26 protein-coding genes are annotated in these 25,656 nt (G+C 36.2%); 2 read left to right on the plus strand and 24 right to left on the minus strand.

Annotated features, from left to right (window positions below):
* Positions 1 to 36: 36 nt before the first annotated feature.
* The 12 genes from ACWPWS_RS24480 to ACWPWS_RS24535 form a co-directional block, all read right to left on the minus strand.
* Positions 37 to 576, minus strand: a complete 540-nt coding sequence (locus ACWPWS_RS24480) for a hypothetical protein (protein ID WP_209786048.1) — start codon at positions 574 to 576, stop codon at positions 37 to 39.
* 53 nt (positions 577 to 629) lie between these two features.
* Positions 630 to 1,334, minus strand: coding sequence for a DUF1361 domain-containing protein (locus ACWPWS_RS24485; RefSeq protein WP_454048222.1), 705 nt, complete (start codon positions 1,332 to 1,334; stop codon positions 630 to 632).
* A 6-nt stretch (positions 1,335 to 1,340) separates the two neighbouring features.
* Positions 1,341 to 1,952, minus strand: coding sequence for a DUF4153 domain-containing protein (locus tag ACWPWS_RS24490; RefSeq protein ID WP_454048223.1), 612 nt, complete (start codon positions 1,950 to 1,952; stop codon positions 1,341 to 1,343).
* Complete coding sequence (locus ACWPWS_RS24495; RefSeq protein ID WP_454048224.1) at positions 1,906 to 2,712, minus strand: hypothetical protein; 807 nt, start codon at positions 2,710 to 2,712, stop codon at positions 1,906 to 1,908. The genes ACWPWS_RS24490 and ACWPWS_RS24495 overlap by 47 nt, the downstream gene beginning before the upstream one ends.
* 44 nt (positions 2,713 to 2,756) lie before the next feature.
* The gene (locus ACWPWS_RS24500; protein WP_454048225.1) at positions 2,757 to 3,074 is read right to left on the minus strand and encodes a hypothetical protein; all 318 of its coding nucleotides are present in this window, start codon (positions 3,072 to 3,074) and stop codon (positions 2,757 to 2,759) included.
* Positions 3,075 to 3,084: 10 nt separating this feature from the next.
* Positions 3,085 to 3,570, minus strand: a complete 486-nt coding sequence (locus tag ACWPWS_RS24505; RefSeq protein ID WP_105684638.1) for a Coq4 family protein — start codon at positions 3,568 to 3,570, stop codon at positions 3,085 to 3,087.
* Between the two features lie 367 nt (positions 3,571 to 3,937).
* A complete protein-coding gene (locus ACWPWS_RS24510) occupies positions 3,938 to 4,228 on the minus strand; it encodes a hypothetical protein (protein WP_454048226.1) in 291 nt (96 codons plus the stop codon).
* Between the two features lie 63 nt (positions 4,229 to 4,291).
* Positions 4,292 to 4,582 carry a winged helix-turn-helix domain-containing protein gene (locus tag ACWPWS_RS24515; RefSeq protein WP_105684635.1) on the minus strand — a complete coding sequence of 97 codons (291 nt, stop codon included), beginning with the start codon at positions 4,580 to 4,582 and terminating at the stop codon, positions 4,292 to 4,294.
* Between the two features lie 89 nt (positions 4,583 to 4,671).
* The gene (locus ACWPWS_RS24520) at positions 4,672 to 5,289 is read right to left on the minus strand and encodes a hypothetical protein (RefSeq protein WP_309513595.1); all 618 of its coding nucleotides are present in this window, start codon (positions 5,287 to 5,289) and stop codon (positions 4,672 to 4,674) included.
* A gap of 160 nt (positions 5,290 to 5,449) precedes the next feature.
* Positions 5,450 to 6,970, minus strand: a complete 1,521-nt coding sequence (locus tag ACWPWS_RS24525; RefSeq protein ID WP_454048227.1) for a RagB/SusD family nutrient uptake outer membrane protein — start codon at positions 6,968 to 6,970, stop codon at positions 5,450 to 5,452.
* A 10-nt stretch (positions 6,971 to 6,980) separates the two neighbouring features.
* Positions 6,981 to 9,926 (minus strand): SusC/RagA family TonB-linked outer membrane protein, encoded by a 2,946-nt coding sequence (locus tag ACWPWS_RS24530; protein ID WP_454048228.1) that lies wholly within the window; start codon positions 9,924 to 9,926, stop codon positions 6,981 to 6,983.
* 379 nt (positions 9,927 to 10,305) lie between these two features.
* On the minus strand, positions 10,306 to 11,070 hold the full coding sequence (locus ACWPWS_RS24535) for an enoyl-CoA hydratase/isomerase family protein (protein ID WP_454048229.1): 765 nt from the start codon (positions 11,068 to 11,070) through the stop codon (positions 10,306 to 10,308).
* A 255-nt stretch (positions 11,071 to 11,325) separates the two neighbouring features.
* Here ACWPWS_RS24535 and ACWPWS_RS24540 point away from each other — a divergent pair, with 255 nt between their 5' ends.
* A complete protein-coding gene (locus tag ACWPWS_RS24540; RefSeq protein ID WP_454048230.1) occupies positions 11,326 to 11,877 on the plus strand; it encodes a phage tail protein in 552 nt (183 codons plus the stop codon).
* Between the two features lie 36 nt (positions 11,878 to 11,913).
* On the plus strand, positions 11,914 to 12,735 hold the full coding sequence (locus ACWPWS_RS24545) for a T9SS type A sorting domain-containing protein (RefSeq protein ID WP_454048231.1): 822 nt from the start codon (positions 11,914 to 11,916) through the stop codon (positions 12,733 to 12,735).
* Positions 12,736 to 12,824: 89 nt separating this feature from the next.
* Here ACWPWS_RS24545 and ACWPWS_RS24550 read toward each other — a convergent pair whose 3' ends face one another.
* From ACWPWS_RS24550 to ACWPWS_RS24605, 12 genes are all read right to left on the minus strand, one after another.
* Positions 12,825 to 15,509, minus strand: a complete 2,685-nt coding sequence (locus tag ACWPWS_RS24550; RefSeq protein WP_454048232.1) for a DEAD/DEAH box helicase family protein — start codon at positions 15,507 to 15,509, stop codon at positions 12,825 to 12,827.
* Positions 15,510 to 15,554: 45 nt separating this feature from the next.
* A complete protein-coding gene (locus tag ACWPWS_RS24555) occupies positions 15,555 to 16,241 on the minus strand; it encodes an SMUG2 DNA glycosylase family protein (RefSeq protein WP_454048233.1) in 687 nt (228 codons plus the stop codon).
* Between the two features lie 2 nt (positions 16,242 to 16,243).
* On the minus strand, positions 16,244 to 17,005 hold the full coding sequence (locus tag ACWPWS_RS24560; RefSeq protein WP_454048234.1) for a DUF4241 domain-containing protein: 762 nt from the start codon (positions 17,003 to 17,005) through the stop codon (positions 16,244 to 16,246).
* Between the two features lie 155 nt (positions 17,006 to 17,160).
* Entirely contained in the window at positions 17,161 to 17,874 is a 714-nt protein-coding gene (locus ACWPWS_RS24565) for an XAC2610-related protein (RefSeq protein WP_454048235.1), read from the minus strand.
* A 102-nt stretch (positions 17,875 to 17,976) separates the two neighbouring features.
* Positions 17,977 to 20,472 carry a phenylacetic acid degradation bifunctional protein PaaZ gene (paaZ, locus tag ACWPWS_RS24570; protein ID WP_454048236.1) on the minus strand — a complete coding sequence of 832 codons (2,496 nt, stop codon included), beginning with the start codon at positions 20,470 to 20,472 and terminating at the stop codon, positions 17,977 to 17,979.
* Between the two features lie 8 nt (positions 20,473 to 20,480).
* On the minus strand, positions 20,481 to 20,702 hold the full coding sequence (locus ACWPWS_RS24575; RefSeq protein WP_105684625.1) for a hypothetical protein: 222 nt from the start codon (positions 20,700 to 20,702) through the stop codon (positions 20,481 to 20,483).
* A gap of 65 nt (positions 20,703 to 20,767) precedes the next feature.
* Complete coding sequence (locus tag ACWPWS_RS24580; RefSeq protein ID WP_454048237.1) at positions 20,768 to 21,595, minus strand: alpha/beta hydrolase; 828 nt, start codon at positions 21,593 to 21,595, stop codon at positions 20,768 to 20,770.
* Between the two features lie 18 nt (positions 21,596 to 21,613).
* Positions 21,614 to 22,207, minus strand: coding sequence for an acyltransferase (locus ACWPWS_RS24585; RefSeq protein WP_047429267.1), 594 nt, complete (start codon positions 22,205 to 22,207; stop codon positions 21,614 to 21,616).
* Between the two features lie 145 nt (positions 22,208 to 22,352).
* Complete coding sequence (pcaF, locus tag ACWPWS_RS24590) at positions 22,353 to 23,558, minus strand: 3-oxoadipyl-CoA thiolase (RefSeq protein WP_454048238.1); 1,206 nt, start codon at positions 23,556 to 23,558, stop codon at positions 22,353 to 22,355.
* Between the two features lie 88 nt (positions 23,559 to 23,646).
* Complete coding sequence (locus tag ACWPWS_RS24595; protein WP_209786066.1) at positions 23,647 to 24,060, minus strand: PaaI family thioesterase; 414 nt, start codon at positions 24,058 to 24,060, stop codon at positions 23,647 to 23,649.
* A gap of 9 nt (positions 24,061 to 24,069) precedes the next feature.
* On the minus strand, positions 24,070 to 24,378 hold the full coding sequence (locus ACWPWS_RS24600) for a hypothetical protein (RefSeq protein WP_454048239.1): 309 nt from the start codon (positions 24,376 to 24,378) through the stop codon (positions 24,070 to 24,072).
* 84 nt (positions 24,379 to 24,462) lie between these two features.
* A complete protein-coding gene (locus tag ACWPWS_RS24605; RefSeq protein WP_454048240.1) occupies positions 24,463 to 25,596 on the minus strand; it encodes a 3-hydroxyacyl-CoA dehydrogenase NAD-binding domain-containing protein in 1,134 nt (377 codons plus the stop codon).
* Positions 25,597 to 25,656: the final 60 nt, after the last annotated feature.

A 25,656-nucleotide genomic window follows, 5' to 3' on the forward strand; every position in this document is an offset into this window, starting at 1 on the left:
TTTAGTTTGCAGAAATTGTACCAAATTGATTTGATCTTATTCCAGGCTTACCGTAAAACTTCCCTTGGTATTTCCGGAAGCCATGTTACTTTTCCCGATAATCAGCCATACTTCACCTTTTCCGGGAGTTTCATACGTAATTTCTCTTCCGAAGGGTCCGTCATAGTTCCCGTCAGGAAGTCTGATCTGATTGAAACGAATATTAAAATCTTTGTCTTTTGTTGAAATTTTCGCTTTGATCGTTGGGCGGTCGTAATGGGTCAGTTTTAAAATCAAATCCTGATCATCTTTGGTAAATTCTTCTCCCAGTGTGAAAGGAAGCTGACTTGCATCAGCAGTTCTTATGATCTGGCCTTCTTTTTCACTTCTCATGACTCCTTTACGCAAAACTTCTTTAGTGGCCGGAGCATTGTTAATAATTGAGTCTTTTTTTCTTAATGCTGCAGAATCTGCTTTTACAACGGAGTCCGGCATTTCTGTCGCCACTGTAGAATCTTTATCCGGAACGTTCGTTACGGCTGGTTCTTTTTTACAGGCCACAATAATCAAAGGAATTAACAATAAGCTTTTTTTCATAATAATTAATTTAAGAATGGATCAACATTTATTCTGTTGGGCTTATTGAAATGCTAAAACTGTTCCAATCCGTTTAATGATTTATTTTCCTGCTGCAATTCTTTTGCATCATTTGTTCCTGCCCATTTAAATGTAAAGTACATAAAGTTGAGCATTATTCCCATTAAAACTGTAACACCCCATGTTTTGGTATATTCCATAGGATAAATCAGGCGTACCACAATATCGGAGAAGAGACCAAAAGGATTATTGAGTACATCCCAGCTGTTCCATCTCAGAAATCGGCCAAGGTAAACTCCAAAGCTGCTCATGAAAAGAAAGAGTACAATCACTCCAATGATGATATTTTTGTTGCCATAATCAGAAAGGCGTTTTTCAATATCATTAAGACTCATAAAACCACAGATCAATCCCGTCCATGCATAAGAGAGAATGACAATCAGATCATACCAGATCGGCACAGCATTTCTGGCTCTCAGATGAAAAAGATCTGTAAGAATGTAGGGAGAATTGGGAAGGAACAGTATCCAGACTATTATAATGGCAAACAGGGAAATTTTACTTCTGATATTAAAGGTAATAATGAAAGAACTTAATAATAAAGGAATCCACGCCAGAAAAAGATTCCAGTTGAGAAACAAAAACACTTTCGTATCACTGATGTAATATCTGAAAGCTGAAAGGCTGAAACAGAATACGGTCATCAATATAAGAAGCACGCTGATTTTAAATCGAGATGATTCAACAAAGGTTTTCATGATCGTTTATTTTAAGGTTTGATAATAAATAATCTTTGATAGGAAAGTTTTGGAGGTTTCACTTTTCATTTTATCGTGTAATCTCTTTTTAAGCTTCTGATCATTTTTATTATCCGCGTATTCCAGCAGAGCTTTCTCACTAAAACTAATGGATGTTACATGATAATTGACCGCAAAGTCCTTTCGTTTCATATTCTGGGAAGTAATAAAGCCTCCCCAATTAAAATAGCTGCATACTAACACGGTTCCATAGAAATACCAGATCATTGTATTGACAAGGAATATGTTTCTTTTTTGCTTCTGAATTTTTATGTAAGTCAAAGCCAGACCAATCAGTGATAAAAGAAGGAAAGCAAATACACCCAATCTTTTATAGGTAAATGCATAATTAACAATATACTCATAGTTTTTAAGGGCTGCGGAAACAACAAGAATAGCATTGAGGAAAATCCATAGTTTAGCTAATATTTTCAATAAACCCGCTTTTGGATCAAAATTAAATCCGGATTTAAAGTAGAACATAATCACTAGAATAGCCATCACGATAGACATGATTACGGCATTCACTCTTTCATGGGTTTCTTCGGAAAGCTGAATCGGAGTTTTTTCCAGCTTCATAAAACTGTTCATAATTGTACGTAATAATGAAGAAGATCAGTAAAATATTCAGCAAGACAAAAGATATTACGCCACTTGTTCTTTCAGCATCCAGGTCAAGGAAAGAATAAGTAGCCTTGGGAATCCGGGTATCTTTGCTAAACTCATTGTCCAGAACATGATTATTTTTATAGATGAGTTTTTCCACTGCATAGTTCCAGTAATTAAAAGCAATAAAGAATCCTAAGACTGATAAACAGAACACCTGCCAAATATTAAGATCAAGTTCGTAATTTGTGAAAAGAGCGGCAAAGTGCTCACTTCCGGCAGAATAAATCCCAAAGAAAACAGAAACCAGTACCAGCGGAATCAAAATAAAAGCAAAGGTCTTCTGCCACAATCCGGAAACATTTTTCTTAGGCAGCCATTCATCAAAACTGAAAAAGCGACAGAATGAAGTACAGCAATTCACAATAAAAACCGGAATTAAAAAGAGAATTTTCAATCTTCTGTTCTTCGATTTATATCCCAGCAAAAGCAGTGAACTTGCCACGGCAATAAAGGATGGAAAATCACCATACCATGCAAATGCTGCACTGGACAGAATGCTTGTTACAAAAAGAGCGTACAGGGTTCTGGTTTTATTTTTTTCAGGCGTTCTGATTAGGGTTAATACAGCGTAAATCATTCCCAGAATTCCAAGATTTAGCCCAACATCCTGATCGTAGAATACAATGACAAACAGAATGGCTGTAAGAAATATATAATGATGTGTTTTCATGAGGTTAATTATTTAAATATTTAAAATTGAAAGGATTGAAAGATTTAAATTTTGAGAACCGCTTCCAGCCAGGGAAACTGTGTCATGATATAAAGGTATAATACTGTAACCGGGATATTAACAAGCAAGAGCAGTACGGAATTACCGGAAGGTTTCTGACCGGTAACATCTGTAAGATAAATGATCAGCTCATGCAGAAGAATAAACATATTAATGACCGCTGTTACAAGTACATAATAAAAGCCAAGCTCAATGAAAAATTCAGCTCTTATCAACCAAAATGCAATCAATAAAAAGGTTCCCAACAGAAAAGAAATCATAAACGATCTTTTCCCCAGCGGACTGAATTTTATGTTTCTCATGGCCACTAGTTTAATGAAGAACTACGGTTTCTTTCTGCTGAATAAAATCTTTCACATGTTCATAATTCTGCCAGAGCAGTTCTTCAAAATCCCAATGATGAAAAGCTCTCATGTTCTGACCTTTTTTGTAAGCCTTGATATAAATTTTCACATATTCAGGCAGGATCATTGTTCCTAAAACGATTGCCGCCAAAAGATGGGCATTGAGCTTACCATTTCCGAGAAGCAGGTACTGCATGGCAATTTCATCTTCGAAATTAGTTCCACAGCCGGTAATCAGATGGTGTACATCATGGTTTTCCATTTTGGGTATCATCGAAAAACCATGTTTCCGGTAAAATTCTCCCAGTTTCCTTCCCAAAGAATCTTCCTGAAATTCCAATAGCTGTTTTTCGTTGAACTGCCATTGTCTTTTTTTCTTTTTAAAGTATTTTCTATATAGTTTTTGTGTTTTATCATACACAAAAAGCAGAAACTGAACGCGTATTTTTTTCATACTGTAATGATTTGAAAAATAGATATCTATGGATATTAATGATTAAAAAAACTAAGACCTATAATGATATAAATATATGCGATGGGAATATTGATCGTCAAAATGAGGATGGCAATCATACACTCTTTGAATTTTGATCTATAAACTAAACCATATATAAAAAACCCAAGTATGCATAATAAGTTGACTGGCACTCCGAAAACGATTAGCAGATACCCAGCACCAGCAAATTCATTATTTTTGGATATGAGTGCTGCCAGGAGAATAAGGGTTCCTAATGAGAGGAAAACTCCGAATACAGCTTTACTTAAATTTATTATTTCTGAATTTTTCATAGTTATTTAGGATTAATGAACCAACCCAATGTTTAGCTTCCTGCAAACGGACTTCCGAATATTCCCACGGCCAACTCTAACCAGATCAGTACAAGAGCCAGTAATATGAAAATGCAGAACAGGACTTTCTGACTTTGGTTTTTGATTTTGTTTCTGACCAGATTTATAAGAAAGGCTGTTTCAAAGAGTAAGATTGCTGCAATCAGAAAATCTGAAGTTGACCAGTTTATTTCCTTAGAAAATAGTCCTCCAAGCAATGGAATACACAGTAAAACCAGTGGAAGAGCAAAAATTGTGACTGTTTTTTGTTTGTGTGTGATCATTTTTTTAAATTTAAATTATAAAGTACTTTGCGTTTCAAAGTTAATTTTCAAAAAAATATAGGACTATCGCCCCAATAATTTTTCAAGAGCATCTAAATGTTCGTTAAATGCCTGTCTACCATTCTGGGTTACACGGTAAGAAGTTTTAGGTTTTTTCCCTACAAATTCTTTTTTAACTTCGATATAACCAGCTTTTTCCAGTGCATTACTATGGCTCGCCAGATTTCCGTCTGTAATTTCGAGCAGTGCTTTCATTTCTGAAAAATCAACCCAATCGTTGACCATAAGAACGGACATGATGCCCAGTCTTACACGGCTTTCAAATTCTTTATTGAGTTGATTTATTTTGATCATTTCTTTATATTATTTATTTTGCCCAAGACAATATCTATCGCTGCTTCTCCTGACCAGACTTTTCAACAGAAAAAGCCTGCCTGTCCTCATTACTTATACTTCTTATGCATGATCAATCCATACACAATATGCAAAACTCCGAAACCTATTGCCCAGAATAATAATCCCCAGCCCAAAACGAATAATGAAATAAGACCTAAAATAATTTCAAGATATCCTAAATATTTTACATCCGTTAATGTATAGCGTTCTGCAGCCACCAAAGCCAATCCATAAAAAATCAAAGTGGCCGGAGCAATGAAAACAAAAAGATGATGATAAAGAAGCGCAAGGCAAAAGATTCCGCCTGCAACCAAAGGCACTGCAAAGGTAATCAAAAGTCGCTTTGTAGTGGCATCCCAGATCTTCAAACCTTTCTTTTTACTTTTATGAGCAGTAAAAATATAACCACTAAGGACAGCAACTACTAAAATAATAGTTCCAATCAGGACAAGTTCTTTAACCAAGGCAGGACCCAATATGTTTCTCTCTCCATCAAGATAGCTTATTCCCTCCCTCTGAAAAACAAAATACACATATATTGCTCCAATAATTGCTGTCAAACCTGCAACAACCCCGGATAAACCGCTTAAAGAAATAAATCGGGAAGATCGTTCCATCATAGAACGGATATGAGATAAGTCTTCGTGATAGTTTTTTGAATCCATAAAAAGAACTTTGAATTACAAAGTTATAATTTATTTTTAATCCACCAATTATTTATTCTCAATTTTGAAAATAATTTTTCATTGAAAACCTCATCTTCTATATAAAAAGAGAACCCCGCTATAAGCAAGGTCCTCTATCATATATTAAAATCTGTACATTTTATAACGGGTTCTGAACAATCAATGGATTGGCATTGATCTCAGTTCTTGGAATCAGGAATTCCCAACGTAAATCTGTATTTGCAACTGTCATTACATTATTGGTCACTATCGACTGATGATTCGCACCCGTTCTATCAAGCCCTTGATTTAATCTCTTAAGATCTAAGAATCTGAAACCTTCACCCCATAGCTCAAGCCTTCTGGTATTAAGTACTTCTGTAAGATAGGCAGCTCCGGTAGCTGAAGTCCCTACATAATTAACCTCAGGATCAGTAAATCTTTTTTTACCTAATGTATTCAATGCTGCTTTTGATCCTGCCTCATCACCTAATTTTGCTAAAGCCTCTGCTTCTATAAGATACATTTCTGCAGATCTCATATAAGGTACATCTACCCGACTGTCGGCCTGACTTGCAGCTAAAAATTTCTGACTTGTATACGGAAATTTAGAATATGTTGAAGGCAAAGCAAGAGCGGTGTGTGCTCCCGTTGGGTCAAAATTATCAATTCTAACATCTTTTTTATTGAGAAATAATTGGTACAATTTACTATTGATCGCCTTTGGAGCCTGACGAATATTAGTTGAATTAAAGTTTCTCGACATATAAGCACCAAAGTTAGAGAATGAATCTCCCTGATCTGCTATTATTGTAGCGCCCCACATCCACTCACTGTTTCCTGCCAGATTGTTGAATCCTGCAGTATAAGCAGTTTTATCCATCAAATCGAATCCTGCGCGGGCAGACTGGGCAGCCGTTACAGCCGCAGCATAATTCCCCTGCGTCAATGCAATTCTGGCTTTTAATCCTAAAATTACTTTATCATTAAAGTGCGATTTTGTAGCTCTGGCAATTCCGGCAAGTCTGGTTGCTGCTTCGTTAAGGTCTTTTCCGATCTGCGTATACACTTCTTCTACCGTATTTCTTGCTAAAGGAATTTCATTGGCCTCCAATCTGATCGGAACACCAAGTTGAGTGTTATTTGCACCCGGAACATATCGTTTACCATAAATCTGAACCAACATATAATAGCAGAAAGCCCTGAAGGCATACGCTTCACCAATAGCTGCTTTGATGGTAGTAGCATCAGCTGCAGTAGGCGCAGGAACTGAGGGACCGTTCGCAATAACCAAATTTGCATTTCTGATTAATGCATAGTAAAACTGATAGGGGTAAAAGGTATTAGACGCACTGTCATTTACCTGATCCTGCCATCTTACTGTAGATATATACCATCCATTTCCTGTGGATGGAAAAACAAGATCATCTGCCAAGGCATCCATCATTATCATAATCCCACCCTGACCATTCTGCCCCTGGCTGTCATTCTGTCTGGAATACATATCTCTATGCATTCCGTTGATGATTGCCATCAGATTGGATGCACTGGAATAAGCGGCTTCTTCTGAGGCTGCAGTAGTAGGATCTGTCTCCAGATAATCACTCTGGCATGAAGCCATTCCTGTAAAGACTGAAAGAACAACAGCCCACTTTATATATTGCTTTGCGATATTTTTCATAATTAATTATTTAAAAAGATACATTAAATCCAATAGTCACTACTCTTGCCGGAGTATATCTGTTTGATGCGGTACCGTTAAAAGCCTGTGATGGCTCCAGCCCCTTTCTTGCCGTTTTGCTCCATAAATTCTCTCCTGAAACAAGAATTCTTAATCCTGATACACCAAGCTGAGATAAGGTTTCCGAGTTGAAGCTATAACTTAAAGTAGCCTGTCTGAATGTAATAAAATCGGAACTTACCAGCCATCTTGAAGAGTTACCAATATTGGAGCTCGTATAGGTTATAGAATTCAAAGCGGGAACATCAGTGATCTGCCCCGGAGTGGTCCATCTGTCCAAAATATCTGTACTTAAAGCTCCTCCCTGTGAGTAACTGGACATTAATGCTGCATAATTGGAATCATATGTTTTTCCCCCTAACTGATAAGTAAACAATGCTGATAATGACCATTGCTTATAAGTAACAGATGTTCCAAAGCTTCCAAATAAATCAGGAATTGCCGTTCCTGAATAATCGAATTTGGCCTTACTGGAATTGGTTGTCACTTTGATACCATTTACTGTTCTGATATCAGCAGCTGTTGTATTGGCATACGTATCAGCTACCAGAAATAAAGGAGAACCGTCTGCAGGATCTACACCATACCATTGTCTTAACCAGTAATCATATATTGAGTGTCCTACCGAAATTTTCTTGGTTCCGTTGATAATTTCCGTGATCCCATTTGAAAGTTCTGTTATTTGATTTTTAAGTGTAGATGCATTCGCAGTGATATTCCAAGTGAAATTTTGGGTTTTAATAACATCAGCATTAATAGTGAATTCAAATCCGCGGTTATACATTGTTCCAACATTCCTGCTGATTGTATTGTCTGGAACACCTGCAGAAACAGGAAGAGGAACAGGGAAGATCAGATCTTCAGTTACCCTGTTATAATATTCTACAGAGCCTGTAATTCTGTTATTTAAAAATCCAAAATCTACACCTACATCAGTTTGCTTGTTCGCTTCCCAGGTAATTGAAGGATCTGCTAAAAAGCCAAATAAAATCCCTGGCTCCTGGGCGTTATTATACCCTAAAGTATAAGTACTCTTGTACATAAAATAACTATTCGTTCCATCATTTCCAACTTCTCCGTAAGAACCTCTCAGTTTTAATTCACTGATAAGATTAGAATTACTTAAGAACTCTTCTCCTTTCAGCCTCCATCCCGCACCAATTGACCAGAATGAATCCCATCTTACATCTTTTGCGAATCTTGATGAACCATCCCAGCGGATAGATCCTGAAAGTAAGTATTTTGATTTATAATCATAATTTAACCTTGAGAACACTCCTTCTTTTCTATAGTTATCCTTGCGGGAAGTAAGTGATGCCGGAGTCACAAAATTGATCAGTTCATCATTATCATCAACAATCTGCCCTTTTTTATATCCATACAAATACTCATACGTATATTTATAATTTTCATGCCCTAAAAGGAATTCAAAATTATGATCTCCAAATCTTCTTTTATAATTCAGGAGTTGGTTCCAGGTAAATGTTTGTTCTGTAAAACTGTATTTCTCTGCAGAACCTCCCGGAGCAGCGTCTCCTATAATTTTATTTCCATAGGTACTCCTTCTGTTATTTCTGATATCAAATCCTGCATTGGTGGATAAAGTAAGATAAGGATCTACCTTAATTTCAGCATAAGCTCTTGATATGATATAATAATTTTTAGAAAGATCTTTATTTAAAAGAGTTTCCTGAATTACATTTCTTCCGGCCGCTGCATCGGCTCCCCTGGCGCTTCCAGCGTCATATATTACATTTCCATCATTATCATAAAGGGTTGCAAATGTAATAGGATCATGTGCATATGGGCTATAAATTGGAGCCATTGTTCTTGTCCATCTGTAAGGATTGATATAGGCTGAGTTATTATCCGCTCCATCTACGGAATTATTCCCACTAGAAGAAACCCCACTGATGCTTGTTCCCAATTTCAACCAGCTTTTAACCTGAGAATCTACTTTTAATCTTGCCGTAAATCTTTCAAAATCTGATTTGATAAGATATCCGGTTTCATTAGTGTATCCTACTGAAGAAAAATACGTTGTTGTATTGCTTCCTCCACTGTAATTCAATTCATAATTCTGTCTGAAACCTGTATTCATCAAAGGTTTCTGCCAATCTAAATCTGTATATTTAAGTTTTGCATCGGGATTTAAAACTCCATTAACAACCAATTGATTATTAGGAACATCGAAAACATTGGTTTTCAAAACACCTGAAATTAGCTGTGCTGTTGCATAGGTATTAGCATCAGCAATTGTTGTTCCAGGCATCGAAGTCATTCTACCGTTTCTTATGGATTCCCAGATAAGAGGATAATATTGATACACATCCACTCTATTGTATTCAGGAATTGATCTTCCTACCGCTCCGGTGCTCATACTAAAGTTGAAGGCATCTTTCCCTTTTCTCCCTGATTTTGTCGTAATCAAAACAACACCATTGGCAGCTGCAGAACCATACAATGAGGTGGAAGCAGCATCTTTCAGAATATTGAATGATGCAATATCATTAGGATTAATAGCTGCCAGAGATCCGGTATATATCGTTCCGTCCACCACGTACAAAGGTGAGGTTGAAATACCATAAGACCCTATTCCCCGAATCTGAATACTTGGTGAACTTCCCGGCTGACCTGTCCCGGTACTGACCTTCACGCCGGCACTGGCACCATCCAGCGCCTGCCCGATACTTGTTATGGGACGATCTGCAAATTGTTTTGCTTTCACTTCGGTATTGGAACCTACCATGGTTTCTCTTTTCTGACTTCCATAGGCTACTACAACAATTTCATCAATCTTAGTATCCTGAGGTATCGTATCATGTTTAGCCTTTTGGGCTTCTACCACGTGCCCTCCTACAAAGAATAGCACAGCAGTAGTTAATATTAACTTCATTTTCATATTTAACAAATTTTAACAGTATTAATGCAAATATATGCAACTAAAATTGATAAAAAGTCAATAAAAAAGATATTTAAATGAATTAAATACAATTGATTTATAATTTTAACTAATTATTTAACATCAATTAAAAAAATAAATCAAAATAGCGTTAAATTGGCTTAAAAAAAATTAAACATTTATTTAAATTATGTTAAAACAATATAAACATCAAACAAAAACAATCAGTTCATTGCCGAAAATAAACAATCAGATAAAATAAACCATCAATACCGCAATCTAAAAAACAGGAAATAAAAAATCCGGAAAAACAAATGCTTCTCCGGATCCTATGTAGATTAAATCCTGTTATGGATTACCAGCTAACAGCAGCTTATTTGGCTCTCAACCTTTCTTTAATAGACTCAATATTTTTCTTTGCAGAATCTTCAAGGATAAGGCTTGCACTCATATGGATTCTTGCAGGCATCAACTCATTGAAGTGGTCTGTACCTTCCCATGAAACTTTTTTAATTAAGGCTAAAGCCTCGCTGCTTCTTGACGCTAAAGTCTGTAAAAACTGCTCTAATTTTTCATCCATCTCGTGAATATTCTCTGAAACAGAATGGTAGATATTATGCTGTTCCGCCCATTCTGCTGATCTGAAATCTGCATCAATAGCCATGGCAGAGAATTGGGATTTTCCGATTTTTCTTTCAACATAAGGTCCGATTACAAAAGGTCCGATTCCAAGATTGATTTCAGTAAGAGCCAATGCTGAATCTTTTGTTGCAAAGCAATAGTCTGCTCCACATGCAATTCCTACTCCTCCTCCAGTTGTTTTTCCCTGAACTCTTACCACTACGATCTTTCCACAGTTTCTCATGGCATTTAAAACTTTTGCAAAGCCACCAAAAAATCGGGTAGACGCTTCAAGTTCTTCAATTGCCAAAAGCTCATCAAAACTTGCCCCTGCACAGAACGCTTTCTCACCGGCACTTTTTACCAGAATCGCTTTCACTTCATCTTTAGCTCCTTCTTCAAGGATGGTTGCTGCCAGTTTTTCTAAAATCGCTCCCGGAAGAGCATTACTTTTGGGTGTTCCGAAACTGATCTCGGCAATATTATTTTTAATTTCTGATGCTACAAATTCGCTCATTTTTATTTTTATTGGATTCTTACAAAAATACGAAATACAGCTCGTTCAGAGAAACTTAAAGTTTATATTTTCTTTTCAGATCTGTATACTTAAAGATATTATTACGTAGAAATACGGAGTTTTTAATTTGGTATTTTCTACTCTAGTCCCTGCCTCATATTAATCGTTCCTTTGAACTGAGAATAATAATCAAAAGGCGGAGTCTGAAAAGCCTGTAAAAAAGAGTAGGAAATTTAACACTAAAAACATATTATCATGGACGAGTACATTGGAATTGTAAAATTATTTGCAGGAAATTTCGCACCTAGAGGCTGGATGTTTTGCGATGGAAGCTTAATCAGCATTTCGAGAAATTCTGCCCTATTTTCTATTTTAGGAACCACTTACGGTGGAGACGGGATCACTACTTTCGCTCTTCCCAACTTAAAAGGGCGCATGGCTCTAGGGGCAGGAAATGTAAATGCCAATCAGTTTTATCCTTTAGGAGTAGTATCGGGTACTACACAAAATACACTTTTAGCATCCAACCTTCCAAGTGTAGGGGCAGGATTTCAACTTAAAGTAGCTAATAAAAATGCCAATTCATCTACTCCTACAGCCACTTCAACCATTGCGATCTCAGGAACACAAGTGGGAAGAGATTTCAATGCAGTACCTAGTTTCGTGAACGACGCCAGCCCTGATACGGTTATTAATAATCAAAGCATTGCCTTCATCGGACAGAATCTGCCTGTGAATAATATGCCGCCTTATCTTGGCTTAAATTATATTATTTGCGTTGAAGGGATTTATCCACCAAGGGATTAATACCCATACAACCACCTAACATTTAAAACAAAAATCATGAAAAGCACTACTTTTTTAGCAATCTGTAGTCTGCTCATTTCAATTTTCTCATTCGGGCAGACCAGTACAGAACAATTTGAGACAGAATCGAACGGAAGTGCAAGCTTTACCGATAATGGAGTCATTTTCAATATCATTTCCCATGTAAGCGTTTTTGATATTCAAGGAAATTTCCCCGGAACCGGCTGGAGTGGAACAGCAAATGACAACAGATACATTGATAATTCCAACGACACTCAATCTCCACCGTCATTCAGCATTAAAACCACTTCCAATCTGTTTAAAGTAAACAGGTTCTGGATGTATCTTTCTGCATTGAACCTGGATCTCAATGTAGCAGGAACACTGACTGTAACCGGAAAACTAAGTGGAGTAACCAAATTTACCCAAACAAAAACTACCGGATTTGCAACAAGCTTAGGCAGTACGAACGGATATACCTTAATTGATCTTACCAACTTAAACGGTCAAAATTACTCAAACATTGTGCTTGACGAGTTGCAGATCACTGCAAACGGAGCCTTCCGATATGTAGGTTTAGATGCCTTCACCTGGGTAAAAGACAGCAATCTGGTATTAGGTATTTCCGAAGCTAAAAGCATTCAAAAAAACTTGACTGTTCATCCCAACCCAACCAGCGGCCCCCTTTCTATCACCACTGACAAAGCCAGTGAAGCTAAAGTATACAGCCTGGATGGAAAAATACTGAAAACGATACACACTCAGAAAGGAAATAACGAAATCAATATTTCAGAACTTCCAAAAGGAGTTTACCTCATCAAAACAGCAACGGAATCTACCAAAATCATTAAAAAATAACATCATAAAATTTCACATAAGTTCCACATTCCCATAAAGATTCTAATTCATGAATGACAAATCCCTTTCGACGAAGGGATTTTGTCATTTTATCGGATCCATTTGTGGAGATGTTCTATCCTCCCATTTCTGTTAAGTAAAGCCTGGAATCTAAGTTTTAATAAAATTTTACGTCCTTCAATCGTTCTTGTAAAAACCAGCTCAGATTTCCTAATCATTTTATCCCATAATTTTTGGAAAGATTCTGCACTTTTTTTATTTTTTGCAAAAATTTCAGGTACAGGATAATACAAATCTTTTTCCAAAAAGAATATATCCCTTTTTTGTTTCAGTAAATATCTTGGATTGTCTATTTGTGATACCAATTCTTGTAACGTCTGTATAAACTGTGAATTTTCATATTGGCTTCCTCCCTCCAGATAACAAAATGCATTTTTATTTTTATCAGATGAGCTTACAATTTTAAGTTTCTCAATAGAAGTATGGATAAGTTTCTCATAAATCAAACCATGTAATACCACCTGAGCAAGTAAATCCAGCTGTCTGCCGATATCTTTACATCTTATATATTGTTTTGTGGATCTATATAATTTTCCTCCATATACAACAAAGCCAGCACCACCAAACAAAAAGACAATCAAAGACAAACTTTTTATTGAATGGATGTTATCAACATTCCGTATAACACCCATCACAAGATCCTGCCAAAATAAGAATATGGAAGAGACAATTATCTTCATAAAGTTTCCGCTCATTTTACTGAGATAATCCATTCTCAGCTCATTCATAGCAACCATATTTATTGAAGGAACTTTTATTTCTTCTACTAAAACATTTCCCTTATCAAGAGCTATTTTCCATCGCTTCGTAAGAGTTGCTCTGTCTTTTGCCCATGCAAAAAACGTCTGATTGATGTCTGAAATTTCATCTTTAGATTTTATAGTTTTAATATTCAGCCTTTCGAAATTATTTTCAATGGAAGGATCATCCTTGTAAGAAATTCCGACAAAAGTTTTAAATCTTCTTTTCATAACATTCAAATCCTCTCCTCCATTGATATCATGAGAGTCAAAACATATAAGATGCCAAATATTTCCAGTCTTATCTTCGTTATCTTTATCAGTTCTTATAACCCGTCCTCTAATTTGATTGGAAAGGACAAAAGAACTCACAAAACTTGCCAAAACCAGACTATTCATTTTGGGAGCATCCCAGCCTTCTCCGAGCAAAGCCTTTGTTCCTATTAAAACCTGAATTGCTCCAGATTGAAAAACTTCAGTAATAACGTGAACTACATCATGCTTTATTTGCTCCGTAAGGTTGATCACAATATAATCCTGATCATATTTCAGATAAGAAAAAGAAACCCTAAACACATTTTTTATCATGCAAAATTGATCAAAAATCTCTTTTGCACTTACTGGAATGATCACCAGGCTGCCTGTGAGAATGCCTATTTTTTTATGTTGTGAATTCTCCCTTCTAAGTTTTTCGAATATTGGAACAGCTCCCATTTTATCAAGATCCAGAGTATTTTGGTCTTCATTAACCAAGTATTCCTTTTTTATAAAATCCGTGAGAATGACCATTCTGAGATTTTCTTTGAGAACGGAAAATTCAAAGTCAACAATCTCTTTTATTCCTTGAAGCTTTCCAATGCTTGAGTTGAGAATCTGATTTAAATTTTTGTTATTATAAAAACTGACTTTTTTTTGTTCAAGAAATCCCTTTCTTCTCAATCTATTTTCAAGATCTGCTTTATGCTCATTATATTTTTTTAAACTAATCTCATCAAGCAACAGATAAAAGTCAAGAAGTTCTTCCATCCAAAAAAGATCAAATTCCGGAACATATTTTTGCTGATCTCCAATAATATCAAAGTGAATATCCGAAAAACTCCTACCTCTGAAATGTAGATAAACAAGTCCTGAGGTATAGGAAGAGATGTTTTCATAAATCCAATCTAAATGTCCAACAGGATCCAGATAAACTGGATTATTAGCAATAGCATCAAGAAGGTGATTATCATTTTTGATCTCCTCAAAAAAAATGGCAATCTGGTCATGATAATATTCAATCTTCTTCTCTTCTTCATAGGAAGGTAATGTAAAATATACCAAATCTTGATGGGGACAGAGATCTCCCTCAATCATCAGCTCTGGAACAGAAATTTCTACATCAATAGGACCATTAAGTTGAATATATTTTTGCCACTCAGAACCAGAAACATCAAAAGGCGGCGTGGCAGTGAGAGCAACAACCGTAGGGGCAATTTGATTTTTTAGCTCGATTAAACTTCTCCACCAGGCATTTTTCAAATGGTGGGCTTCATCCAAAATAAGCGTTCCTACTTTTTGTTTTTCTAATTTTTTGATGATTCCTGAGACTGATACTCTTGATGATTTCTTTGCTAAGCCTTCATATTCTTCATCTATTCCAGAAGCAGAATGAATCCCCTGGTAGGTAGTCACCGTAATAATTCCTGGATTTTTAATATCAGAAGATATCCAATCTGGAACACTTCCCGTATCCAGAAAGAGCTCACAAAACCTTTGAATCCATTGATTTTTTATTGCTAATGTAGGTACGACAATCAACGCAGGCTTCCCGAGTCTAAGCATTATTTCTAATCCCACAACTGTCTTTCCTGAACCTGGAGGAGCTGAAATATGCAGATGATCATCAAAAAGATAATTATCAAGATTATTTAAAATTTTTTCCTGATAAGTCCGCCAGCTGTATTTAAAAGTTGTGTTTTTAGGGAAAACATTCATGTGGACAATTTAATAAAAACTGACATATCATAATCTATCACTGATCTATTTTTTCAGAGCTAAAATATATTTGTCTATATAAAGCCGCTTTTCTTTTGATTTGTATTGCTGAATATATCTTGGATGCTCCAGAACAGTCAGTGTATCGAACAGTTTTGCCTCTTTGTTCAGTTTTGAAATAAATTCCGCATTCTTTTTACCAAGGACAAAAACTTCTGATGCATCGAGATTAAGACTGAGATGCTTCTTCAGAGATTCAATCATAAAGTCCTTGACAGATTTGAAGAGTTCCTTATCATCGTAATAGTTGGCATTAAGCCAACCGTTCTTTGTTCTTCTTACGATAGCCAGCGGAAACGGAGAATTGATATAAACATCTTTATAGAAAAGATCAGCGCCGCCATATTCTTCAATCATATCATACATAAAAACTGAAGAAACTTCATGGGTGTGAGCAGATTTCATTGTTATCCCGCAAACGCTTTCAAGTCTTTTGGTATCGGTAAAAGGAACTCCGGTTACTCCTGCTCCATGGCGACTTGGATTAATACCAATTATAAATTTTCTACGAACTGAATCATCATAGTATTGATGATAAAACTTCTGCATGACCATTAAGGTTTCAGGATTATCCAGATATGGATTCAGGACTTCAAACCCTTCAGGAAGATTTCCCGTATAGCTGAGGTTTTTGTTGAAATCTATGACATGGTCGGCAAAAGTTGTATTCATATTTAGTTTTTAGAAAAAATAAAATTTTCAGGTTGATCGTCCTCATCTTCATCTTCGTCACTTAAAGCTAATTCAATATCAATAAATTGAATGTATAAACCACAAATTTCATCGTTACCATCATAAGCAAAGTAAACAGGATAAGTACCATCACCAAAACCACTGGCAAACATGGGGATCTGATAATTAGTACCTGGAACTGTCCAATTAATCCAGTCTCCGGCATCTCTCTGATTGTTGGGATTAGCCTGATAGCTTTGTGAGAAAAGCGCTGCAAAATAATCATCATACACATTGTCAACATCTATTTCATCCACAAACTTATCTACAAAAGGAAGTACTTCTTTATCCGTAATACAACCTAAACCAGCATCCACTCCGAAACCAAAAAAATCATCTTCAGTTACATCCTCTAATTCCTCAACCCCGACTAAGGCCTCTCTGTAAATAACTGGTTTTTCTTTAGTAAATTCAACTTTTACCACAGCATATCTGTCTCCCCAATCTTCGGATTTTACGACAGCAATGGTCACCGGAAAATTTCCTATTGGTGTCTGAATAAAATAAGGGGATTGATTGGCATTTAGGGAAACCAACGGATCTCTTACCACCACTTTTCCAGAAGGAAGGGAAACATTTCCTATTTCCATGGTCTCCATTTTCTGTCCCAGAATTTCATTCGAAGTAAAATAGGTTTCCAAATCTGTAGGACAAACCAAAATATTCTTCACTTCTTCCCAGTTTTGCATCCAGCTCTGATTCATTGTATTATATTTTTTTGAATTAATTTTAAGATTGAAAATAATGAATAAATCCAAGGGCGTCAAGTAAGACTGAATTTTTAACAAAAGATTATAAAAAATAAAGCTGCAAATCACAATGAATTGGTTTAAAACCTTGCCATAAGTATTGTAGATAATTAGTATTCTAAAGGCTTGTAGTTACGAAAAGTTTTATAAAAATCTTCATCATTTCCTTTGAATGGCTTTTCCTCAATAATTATAAATTTGCCTGCAGAATCTTTTTCTTCCACAACTATTTTATCAGAAACATCCACTCGTGCAAATTCATCCAGAGAATCTTTTTTAATTTTTAAAAATGCCGTTGTAGTTGAACCTGTTAAAATTACAGAATTGATACAGTTTAATTTTGAATTAAAACTCAAGTTTGGATAATAATCTGAATTTTTAATGTGGATAAAATTTTTATTCTCCGGATTATATACAAATAAAGTCATCACTATATTCCCTCCTCTTCCGGCGATAGCACTCTGGTAGGTTATATCATTAAATCCGTCGTTATTGAAATCACCAATTTGAACATCCAAACCAGTCACTCCATCTTTATCAAATTTGAAACTGTTTGTCAGTCGCCAGATGTCAATATCCGTTTTCTCACCTTTTACCCATTTCTTTTCCGATTTATAAAAATTAATTGACACAAATACATCTCCGTTACCTGTATGTCTGAATTTCTCAAATTCAACTTTAGTTTTACCTTTTACTCCAGCATGTAAACTGTCAACAAATTTCTCTTCAGAAAAATAGCCTTCTTTATCAGGTCTTGGACTTCCTGAACAGGAGAAAAGAAGCAAAGCTGATAGAGATAAAAAGAAATTTTTAAAGAATCTCATGATAAAAAAACATATATAAATTTAACTAATTTCTACTAGATTTTAAAATAAAAATCCTCTCCAGGCTAGTACTGAAGAGGAAATTTTTATCATTATTTTGAATTAAATCAATCCAAATTGCTGGAAGTGGTGGGTAAAATGCTTTTTGTGCATCAGTTCCCACATTTCTTTATTCAGTTTTCCGAATACAAAATTCATGTGTTCTGCCTGTGGATTTTCTTTGTAATAGATTACAAATTTCTTCAGGTTATCCATGAATGACAGCTTTGCTGCTTCCAGATTTTTGTGCGTCAGTTCCGGAAGCGAACCATCCTGAGGAAGGAACGGAGCTGTAAACTCTTTTGGCATTGCTCTGTGATTGTAAAGAGAATCCTGCCATTTTTCAAGATTTTCCTCCGGAGTGAAACATTTTTCGGCTTCAGGTTCTCCAAAGCTTACCAATACAGCCTGTTCAAGGTGTTCTATCATCTGCTGTGCTGACATTTTTCCCCAAAGAGAAGGAGTACTTTCCGCTAATCCATTCAGTATTTTCTGAACATTCTTCACATTCAGATCAATGAAAGGTGATTGTTTTGCGACCAATGTTAAGATTGTTGCCACACACACTACCTCATCTCTTTGGTTCACTACTTCCACCAACCATTTTACAACACCGGAAGGAATGTTTCTTCCTTTTACCCCTCTGTTGATTTTTTCTTTTGCTGTTAAATAAACCGTGATGGTATCTCCGGCATATACAGGCTTGAAGAAACTACATTCTTCCAATCCGTAATTAGCAATTACAGGTCCTTTTTTACCTGAAACGAATAATCCTGCCGCTGCTGAAAGAATGAAATATCCGTGAGCTACTGTTTTATCAAAGATTGTTCCTGTTAAACTTGTCGCATCCGTATGTGCATAGAAGTGATCCCATGAAACATTGGAGAAGTTTACGATATCTGCATCAGTAACTGTTCTTCCTGCTGTTTCTAAAGAGTCTCCTACTTCCACTTCTTCAAAATATTTCTGGAAAGGATGTTTGTCTGAGAATTTTTTCTCTGCTCCCTGCTGATAGATTTTAGTAATGGCTTTAAGCACATCCGGTGATCCCTGAATGGCTGTTTTCTGTAAAAAGAAATGAAGACCGCTTAGTCCACCCATTTCCTCACCACCACCAGCTCTACCAGGTCCTCCGTGCATTAATGTCGGAAGTGGAGAACCATGACCAGTACTTTCCTTAGCGTTATCTCTGTTCAGAACAAAGATTCTTCCGTGTTGGGAAGCCATTTTCCATGAAGTTTCGGCAATAAAGTTCTCATCATGAGAAACGATAGATCCTACTAAACTTCCTTTTCCTCTTTTTGCCAGTGCCGCTGCTTCTTCAGCATCTTTATATGGCATTAACGTAGATACCGGCCCGAAAGCTTCTACATCGTGAGAGATATTTTTTTCGAAAGGTTTATCATTCAGGAATAGTTTCGGACTCATAAATGCTCCATTTTCATAGTTGGCATCTACCAGTTCGTGTTTTCCGTCATAGACAAGTTCTGTTTCTGATTTTAGAATGTTTACTTTTCTTAGAACTTCTTCATACTGCTGTCTTCCCACCAGAGATCCCATTTTGGTTTCTCTGCTTAATGGGTTTCCGATTTTTGTTTGATCCAAAGCTTTAGACAAAGCATTCTGAACGTCACCAATTAAGTGCTCAGGAACGATAATTCTTCTGATTGCCGTACATTTCTGTCCTGCTTTTGTGGTCATTTCATTACGAACCTCTTTGATGAATAAGTCAAATTCCGGAGTTCCCGGTTTTGCTTCCAATCCAAGAATTGAACAGTTCAATGAATCGGCTTCCATGTTGAAACGAACAGCATTTCCTGCAACAGAAGGAAGTGATTTTAATTTTCTTCCGGTATTTGCTGAACCTGTGAATAAAACAGAGTCGCCATCCTTTACGTAATCTAAAATATTTCCCGGTTCTCCGCAGACTAACTGTACAGCACCTTCAGGCAGTACTCCACTTTCAATCATATCCTGGAATACGGCGTTGGTAAGGTAAGATCCGAAAGGTGATGGTTTTACAATAGAAGGAACACCCGCTAATAGGGAAGTGGACAATTTTTCCAACATTCCCCAAACCGGAAAGTTGTAAGCATTGATCTGTACAGAAACTCCTTCACTGGGTGTTAAGATATGAGTTCCTAAAAAGGTTCCGTTAGCAGAAATCTTCTGAGTGTCTCCGTCTACCCAAAATGAAGTATTAGGAAGCATTCTTTTTGCCAATCCGGAATAGGTAAAGAAAGTTCCGAAACCTCCTTCAATATCCACCCATGAATCAACGTGGGTAGCGCCTGTTTTGTATGATAAGTCGTAGTATTTTTTCTTTCTTTCCAGGAGGTAAAGTGCTACTTTTTTCAACATTTCTCCACGGTCGTAGAAAGTCATTGAAGAAAGGTTTTTATATCCTACTGTTCTTCCATAGTCAAGAGCCTGTTCAAAATTGAGCCCTTCTGTGTCGGAAACAGCTACCTGTTCTCCTGTAACGGCATTGTACAAAGGGATTCCGTTTCCGGTACCTTCTACCCATTGTCCGTAGATATAGTTTTTTAACTTTTCCATATAGTTTTTTACTTTTTGCTTAGATTAATCTTTTTAATAAAGTTTCTAATAACCAGATAAGGAATAAAAAGTACCATCCAACAGTCTAAAATGATGACAATTTCAACAAACAAAGTATAGAAATTGTCTTTCTGTTTTAGATTGGCAATTACCTCATCTGACTCAACATGCTCCAAAGCATCTGAAATTCCTATTGACTCTTTTATTAGATAAAGCCCTAGAATATTCATAATGATTATAAAAATCAATATTAGGATCCAATATTTCTTCAGAAAGTTGATCAATGAGAACTAATTTATTTCGGTTCCTGATAAGGAAACATCTTTAACAGTCCTTCATATAAACTTCTATGAAGAATAGTAGCGTGATTGTCTGTTTCCATCATTTTATATTCTAATGTCCAGTTTTTCTTTCCTGCTTTTTTCAAAACATCGTAGAAAGCTTCGGCATCTTTTACCATCACCGGATGTTCTCCTTTCCCTACAGACACATAGACAAACTTTTTAGTATCCGGAGATTTTGAAAGTAATTGTGGAGCTTGTTTTAAAAGGCTTTCGTCATCCCACCACAAACTTGGGCTAATGATAAAGTAGTTGTTGAACATTTCCGGTTTTTTCAAAAGGATTTCTGTGGCCAAAAGCCCTCCTAAAGACTGGCCAAAAAGGTATTTTTCTGTAGTTTTGAACTGACTTTCCACATAAGGTTTTAATTCTTTTTCAACAAATGCAATAAACTTATCCGAGTGTCCTGTTGTAGGATAATCTTTCTGTAAGTCTTTCAAATCCGTATGAAAAGTAAAATCCCTTTTTCTGTCTACATTAGCAACTCCTACCACAATGGTTTCCGGCATGGAATACATCTGATTAAAGAATTGTACTAATCCTGTCACGTGAATAAAATCTTCATTCATACTTCCATCCAACAGATAGATTACAGGATATGATTTTGTTTTATCAAATCCCTGTGGAAGATAAATATTCAACGTTCTGTCTTCATTTAACGTTTTGGACTTAATGGTCCTTACTTCTCCGATTGTCAATGGTTTTGAAGTAACAGTCTGTGCTGATACTACACCATTCATCGCCAGCATCATGCTGCACACAAGTGCAATTTTTTTAATCATATTTAATTTTAATGGTCATTATTTGATATCATCCCAGATACTGTAATCCACAATTTTGGTTGGGATCTGCTGGACATATTCTGTAAAAGGTTCACAAGGCAGAATAGCTTCTTTTCCTTCTCTTGCCAGTTCCTGATATAGTTTTGTTCCTTCTGTTTTCCAGTGGATCATTTCGTCAGAAACATCACGGATAATTTTTGCAGGACTTCCCACCACTAATTTTCTTGGTTCACATCTGAAATTAGCAGGAACAAAAGCCAATGCTCCGACAATACTTTCATCACCGATATAAGCTTTATCCATCACAACGGAATTCATTCCGATCAGACAGTTTTTTCCAATGTGACCTGAATGAATGATTGCTCCATGCCCGATATGTGCAGATTCTTCTAAAATGGTTTCTATATTAGGGAAAACATGAAGGGTACAGTTTTCCTGTACGTTGGCTCCATCTTTAATAATAATTTTCCCCCAGTCACCACGGATTACCGCATTGGGACCGATATATACTTCTTCACCTATTTCTACATTCCCGATAATGACTGCCTGCGGATGAATGTAAGCAGATGGTTTTATAATGGGACGAATCCCGTGGTATGAGTAGATGTTCATAAAATTTTCGTTAAAAATTTAATATAATAATATATCAATTTAACAGTTTACCAATGAGATTCTTCACTACATTATATTTCGTTCAGAATGACAAAAAACAATAATTGTTACACTGGTACACTGTTATATTATTACATTGAAAAAATTATACTTTTTCAATCACCATTGCATATCCCTGTCCTACACCGATACAAAGGGTACACAATGCATATTTTTTATCCTGTTTCTGAAGTTCCATTGCTGCAGAACCTACAATCCTTGCTCCGGAAACTCCAAGCGGATGACCAATGGCAATAGCTCCTCCATTTGGGTTTATTCTGATGTCATCATCTTTTAAGCCTAAGCTTCTCGTTACAGCAAGTGCTTGTGCTGCAAACGCTTCGTTTAGTTCAATGATATCCATATCTTCCAAAGAAAGATTCAATCTCTTTAATAATTTTTGAGTAGCTTCTACCGGGCCAATTCCCATGATTCTTGGTTCAACACCTGCTACAGATGATCCCAGGATTTTTGCTTTTGGCTTTAACCCATATTTTTTTACGGCTTCTTCACTTGCTAAAATTAAAGCAGCTGCCCCGTCATTCATTCCTGAGGCATTTCCAGCAGTTACTGTTCCTTCTTTTCTGAAAGCCGGACGAAGTTTTGCCAGACCTTCCATAGAAGAAGAAGACTTAATGAATTCATCTTTTTCGAAAACAATAGGATCTCCTTTTCTCTGAGGAATTTCAACTTTTACAATTTCTTCTGCCAGTCTTCCGCTTTCCTGAGCTTTTGTTGCTTTTTGCTGAGACCAAAGGGCAAATTTATCCTGATCTTCTCTGTTGATCTGGTGCATATCGGCTAAGTTTTCTGCTGTTTCTCCCATTCCGTCAACCCCATATAATTCTTTCATTTTAGGGTTGATGAAACGCCATCCGAAAGTAGTATCAAACATCTGACTGTCTCTTCCGAAAGCAGCGCCAGGTTTTGACATCACATAAGGAGAACGCGTCATATGCTCTACTCCTCCTGCAATATAAATTTCTCCTTCTCCTGCAGCAATGGAACGAAATGCATTCGCTACCGCAGACATTCCTGAAGCACATAGTCTGTTGACAGTCTCTCCACCAATTTTATAAGGAAGACCTGCCAATAAAAGTCCCATTCTTGCAACATTTCTGTTATCTTCACCTGCCTGATTGGCACATCCGAAAATAACATCCTCAATTTCCTCCACAGGAACTTCAGGATTTCTTGCAACTACTTCTTTAATAACAATAGCTGCTAAATCATCTGCTCTTACTTCTGATAATCCTCCCTGCAATTTTGAGATGGGAGTTCTGACATAGTCTATGATGTATACGTTGTTCATTTTTTTTGCTTTAGGCTTTAAGCTATATGCAGTAGGCTCTATCAGCTTCAAAAAAGCTTACTGCCTATTGCTTCAAGCTTACTGCTTATTATAATTCTGTTACTTTTTTTCCGATTTTGTAGACTGTTCCTACAAATTTTGCAATCAGTTCTTTATTTTGATTGGTAATCTGAATATCATACACCGCTGTTTTTCTGGTATCATTTACCAAAATACTTTCTGCTCTGAAAATATCACCTTCTTTTCCTGCTTTGGTAAAGTTGATGATACAGTTCAATGCTACAGCAGCATCTCCGGTATTGTTGGAAGAAAATGCCAGCGCTGAGTCTGCAAAAGCAAACGTAACTCCGCCATGAACTGTTTTAAGCCCATTAATCATATCTTTCTTAATTGGCATTTCTATTAAACAGTAATTTTCTTTTACTTCAATCATTTTAATATTCATCCACTGGGAAAAATAATCCTGATTGAACATATAATCTGCTACTTGTCTTGGGTTCATTTCTATTAATTATATGTTTGTTATTTCTTCATACAGTTCATCAGATAATCTGTCGTAAACATTCATTGTTTTTCCCAGAATGATTTGTCCGTATGAAAGATTTTCTGAGTCTGATGAATTTTCAGAGGGATAGGATTCGTCTAAATCAATTCCATTTTCAATGGCTAATCTTTTGATCAACTCTTTATATTTTTCATTAAACTTTCCTAAAAGCTCAAGTCTTTCCTGCTCATCAACAGAGGAAGCTTCATGAGTTAAGTATTGTTTCTCAATTAAAAGCCTTGTCTCCAGCTCTGCTCTGAATTCTTCTATATTCATTATTTATTTAACGTAACAATTTAACAATCTACCAGTTTACCAATCATTTTGTAAACATTGGTAAACTGGTAGATTGGTACATTTTTATAATTTACGAAGCAAAGGACTTTGTCTGTATCTTTCTTCCTGATATTCTCCGTAAAGGCTCTGTAAGGTTTCGGAGATTTTTGCATACCCGATTTCTTTACCCCAGCCTAATAATCCTTTTGGATAGTTTACACCTTTCTGCATTGCCAGTTCAATATCTTCATCATTGGCAACGCCTAATCTTTTGGCCTCAACCGCTTCGTTGATCAGCATTGAAATGATTCTTAAAAAGATCTGCTGATACAAAGCATCATCTTTCTGAGCGACAGGTTTTTCTGCTCCTTCGTTATAATCGTAGAAACCTTTTCCTGTTTTTCTCCCATGAAGTTTTGCTTCAGACATTCTTTGCTGAAGTAATGATGGTTTATATTTCGGATCGTAGAAATAATCTTTGTAAACCGTTGTTGTTACGGCAAAGTTCACATCCACTCCGATAAGATCCATCAATTCGAAAGGACCCATTTTGAAGTTCCCTAACGTTTTCATAGCATCATCTACCTGTTCCGGGGTAGCAATATTTTCTTCAACAATTCTTAGGGCTTCTCCATAATAAGGTCTGGCAATTCTGTTGACGATAAATCCAGGAATATCTTTGGCAATAACAGGAATTTTCCCCCATTCTTTCATGAGGTTATAGAGTTTTTCTGCTAATGTTTTTTCTGTTAATAAGGAAGGAATAACTTCCACTAAAGGCATCAACGGAGCCGGATTGAAAAAGTGAATTCCGATGAAACGCTCCGGTTTCTTTAGTTCTGCACCGAGAGAGGTGATAGAAATAGATGAGGTATTGGAACTAAGGATACAGCTTTCTGAAACGTAATTTTCAAGTTCTGTAAATACTTTGGTTTTGATATCCTTATTTTCAATAATCGCTTCAATGATCAGTTCACAATCTTTGAAGTCTTTTAATTCTGTAGCAATGGAAATGTTAGATAAAATTTCAACCATTTTTTCTGATGAAATTTTCTGTTTATCAACCAATTTCGTTAATGTTTTTTCCAGACCTACCGTTGCCGTTTCTACTTGTTTTGGATTGGCATCATATACCCAAACCTTGCATCCGTTCGTTGCGGCTACTTGTGCAATGCCGATTCCCATTGTTCCGGCACCGATAATTCCAATATTTTTCATTTTGTACAATGTAAAATGTACAATGTAAAAAGTATTTAATTGTGTACGTTGTACATTGTA

It is taken from the genome of Chryseobacterium sp. Marseille-Q8038, assembly GCF_965111995.1.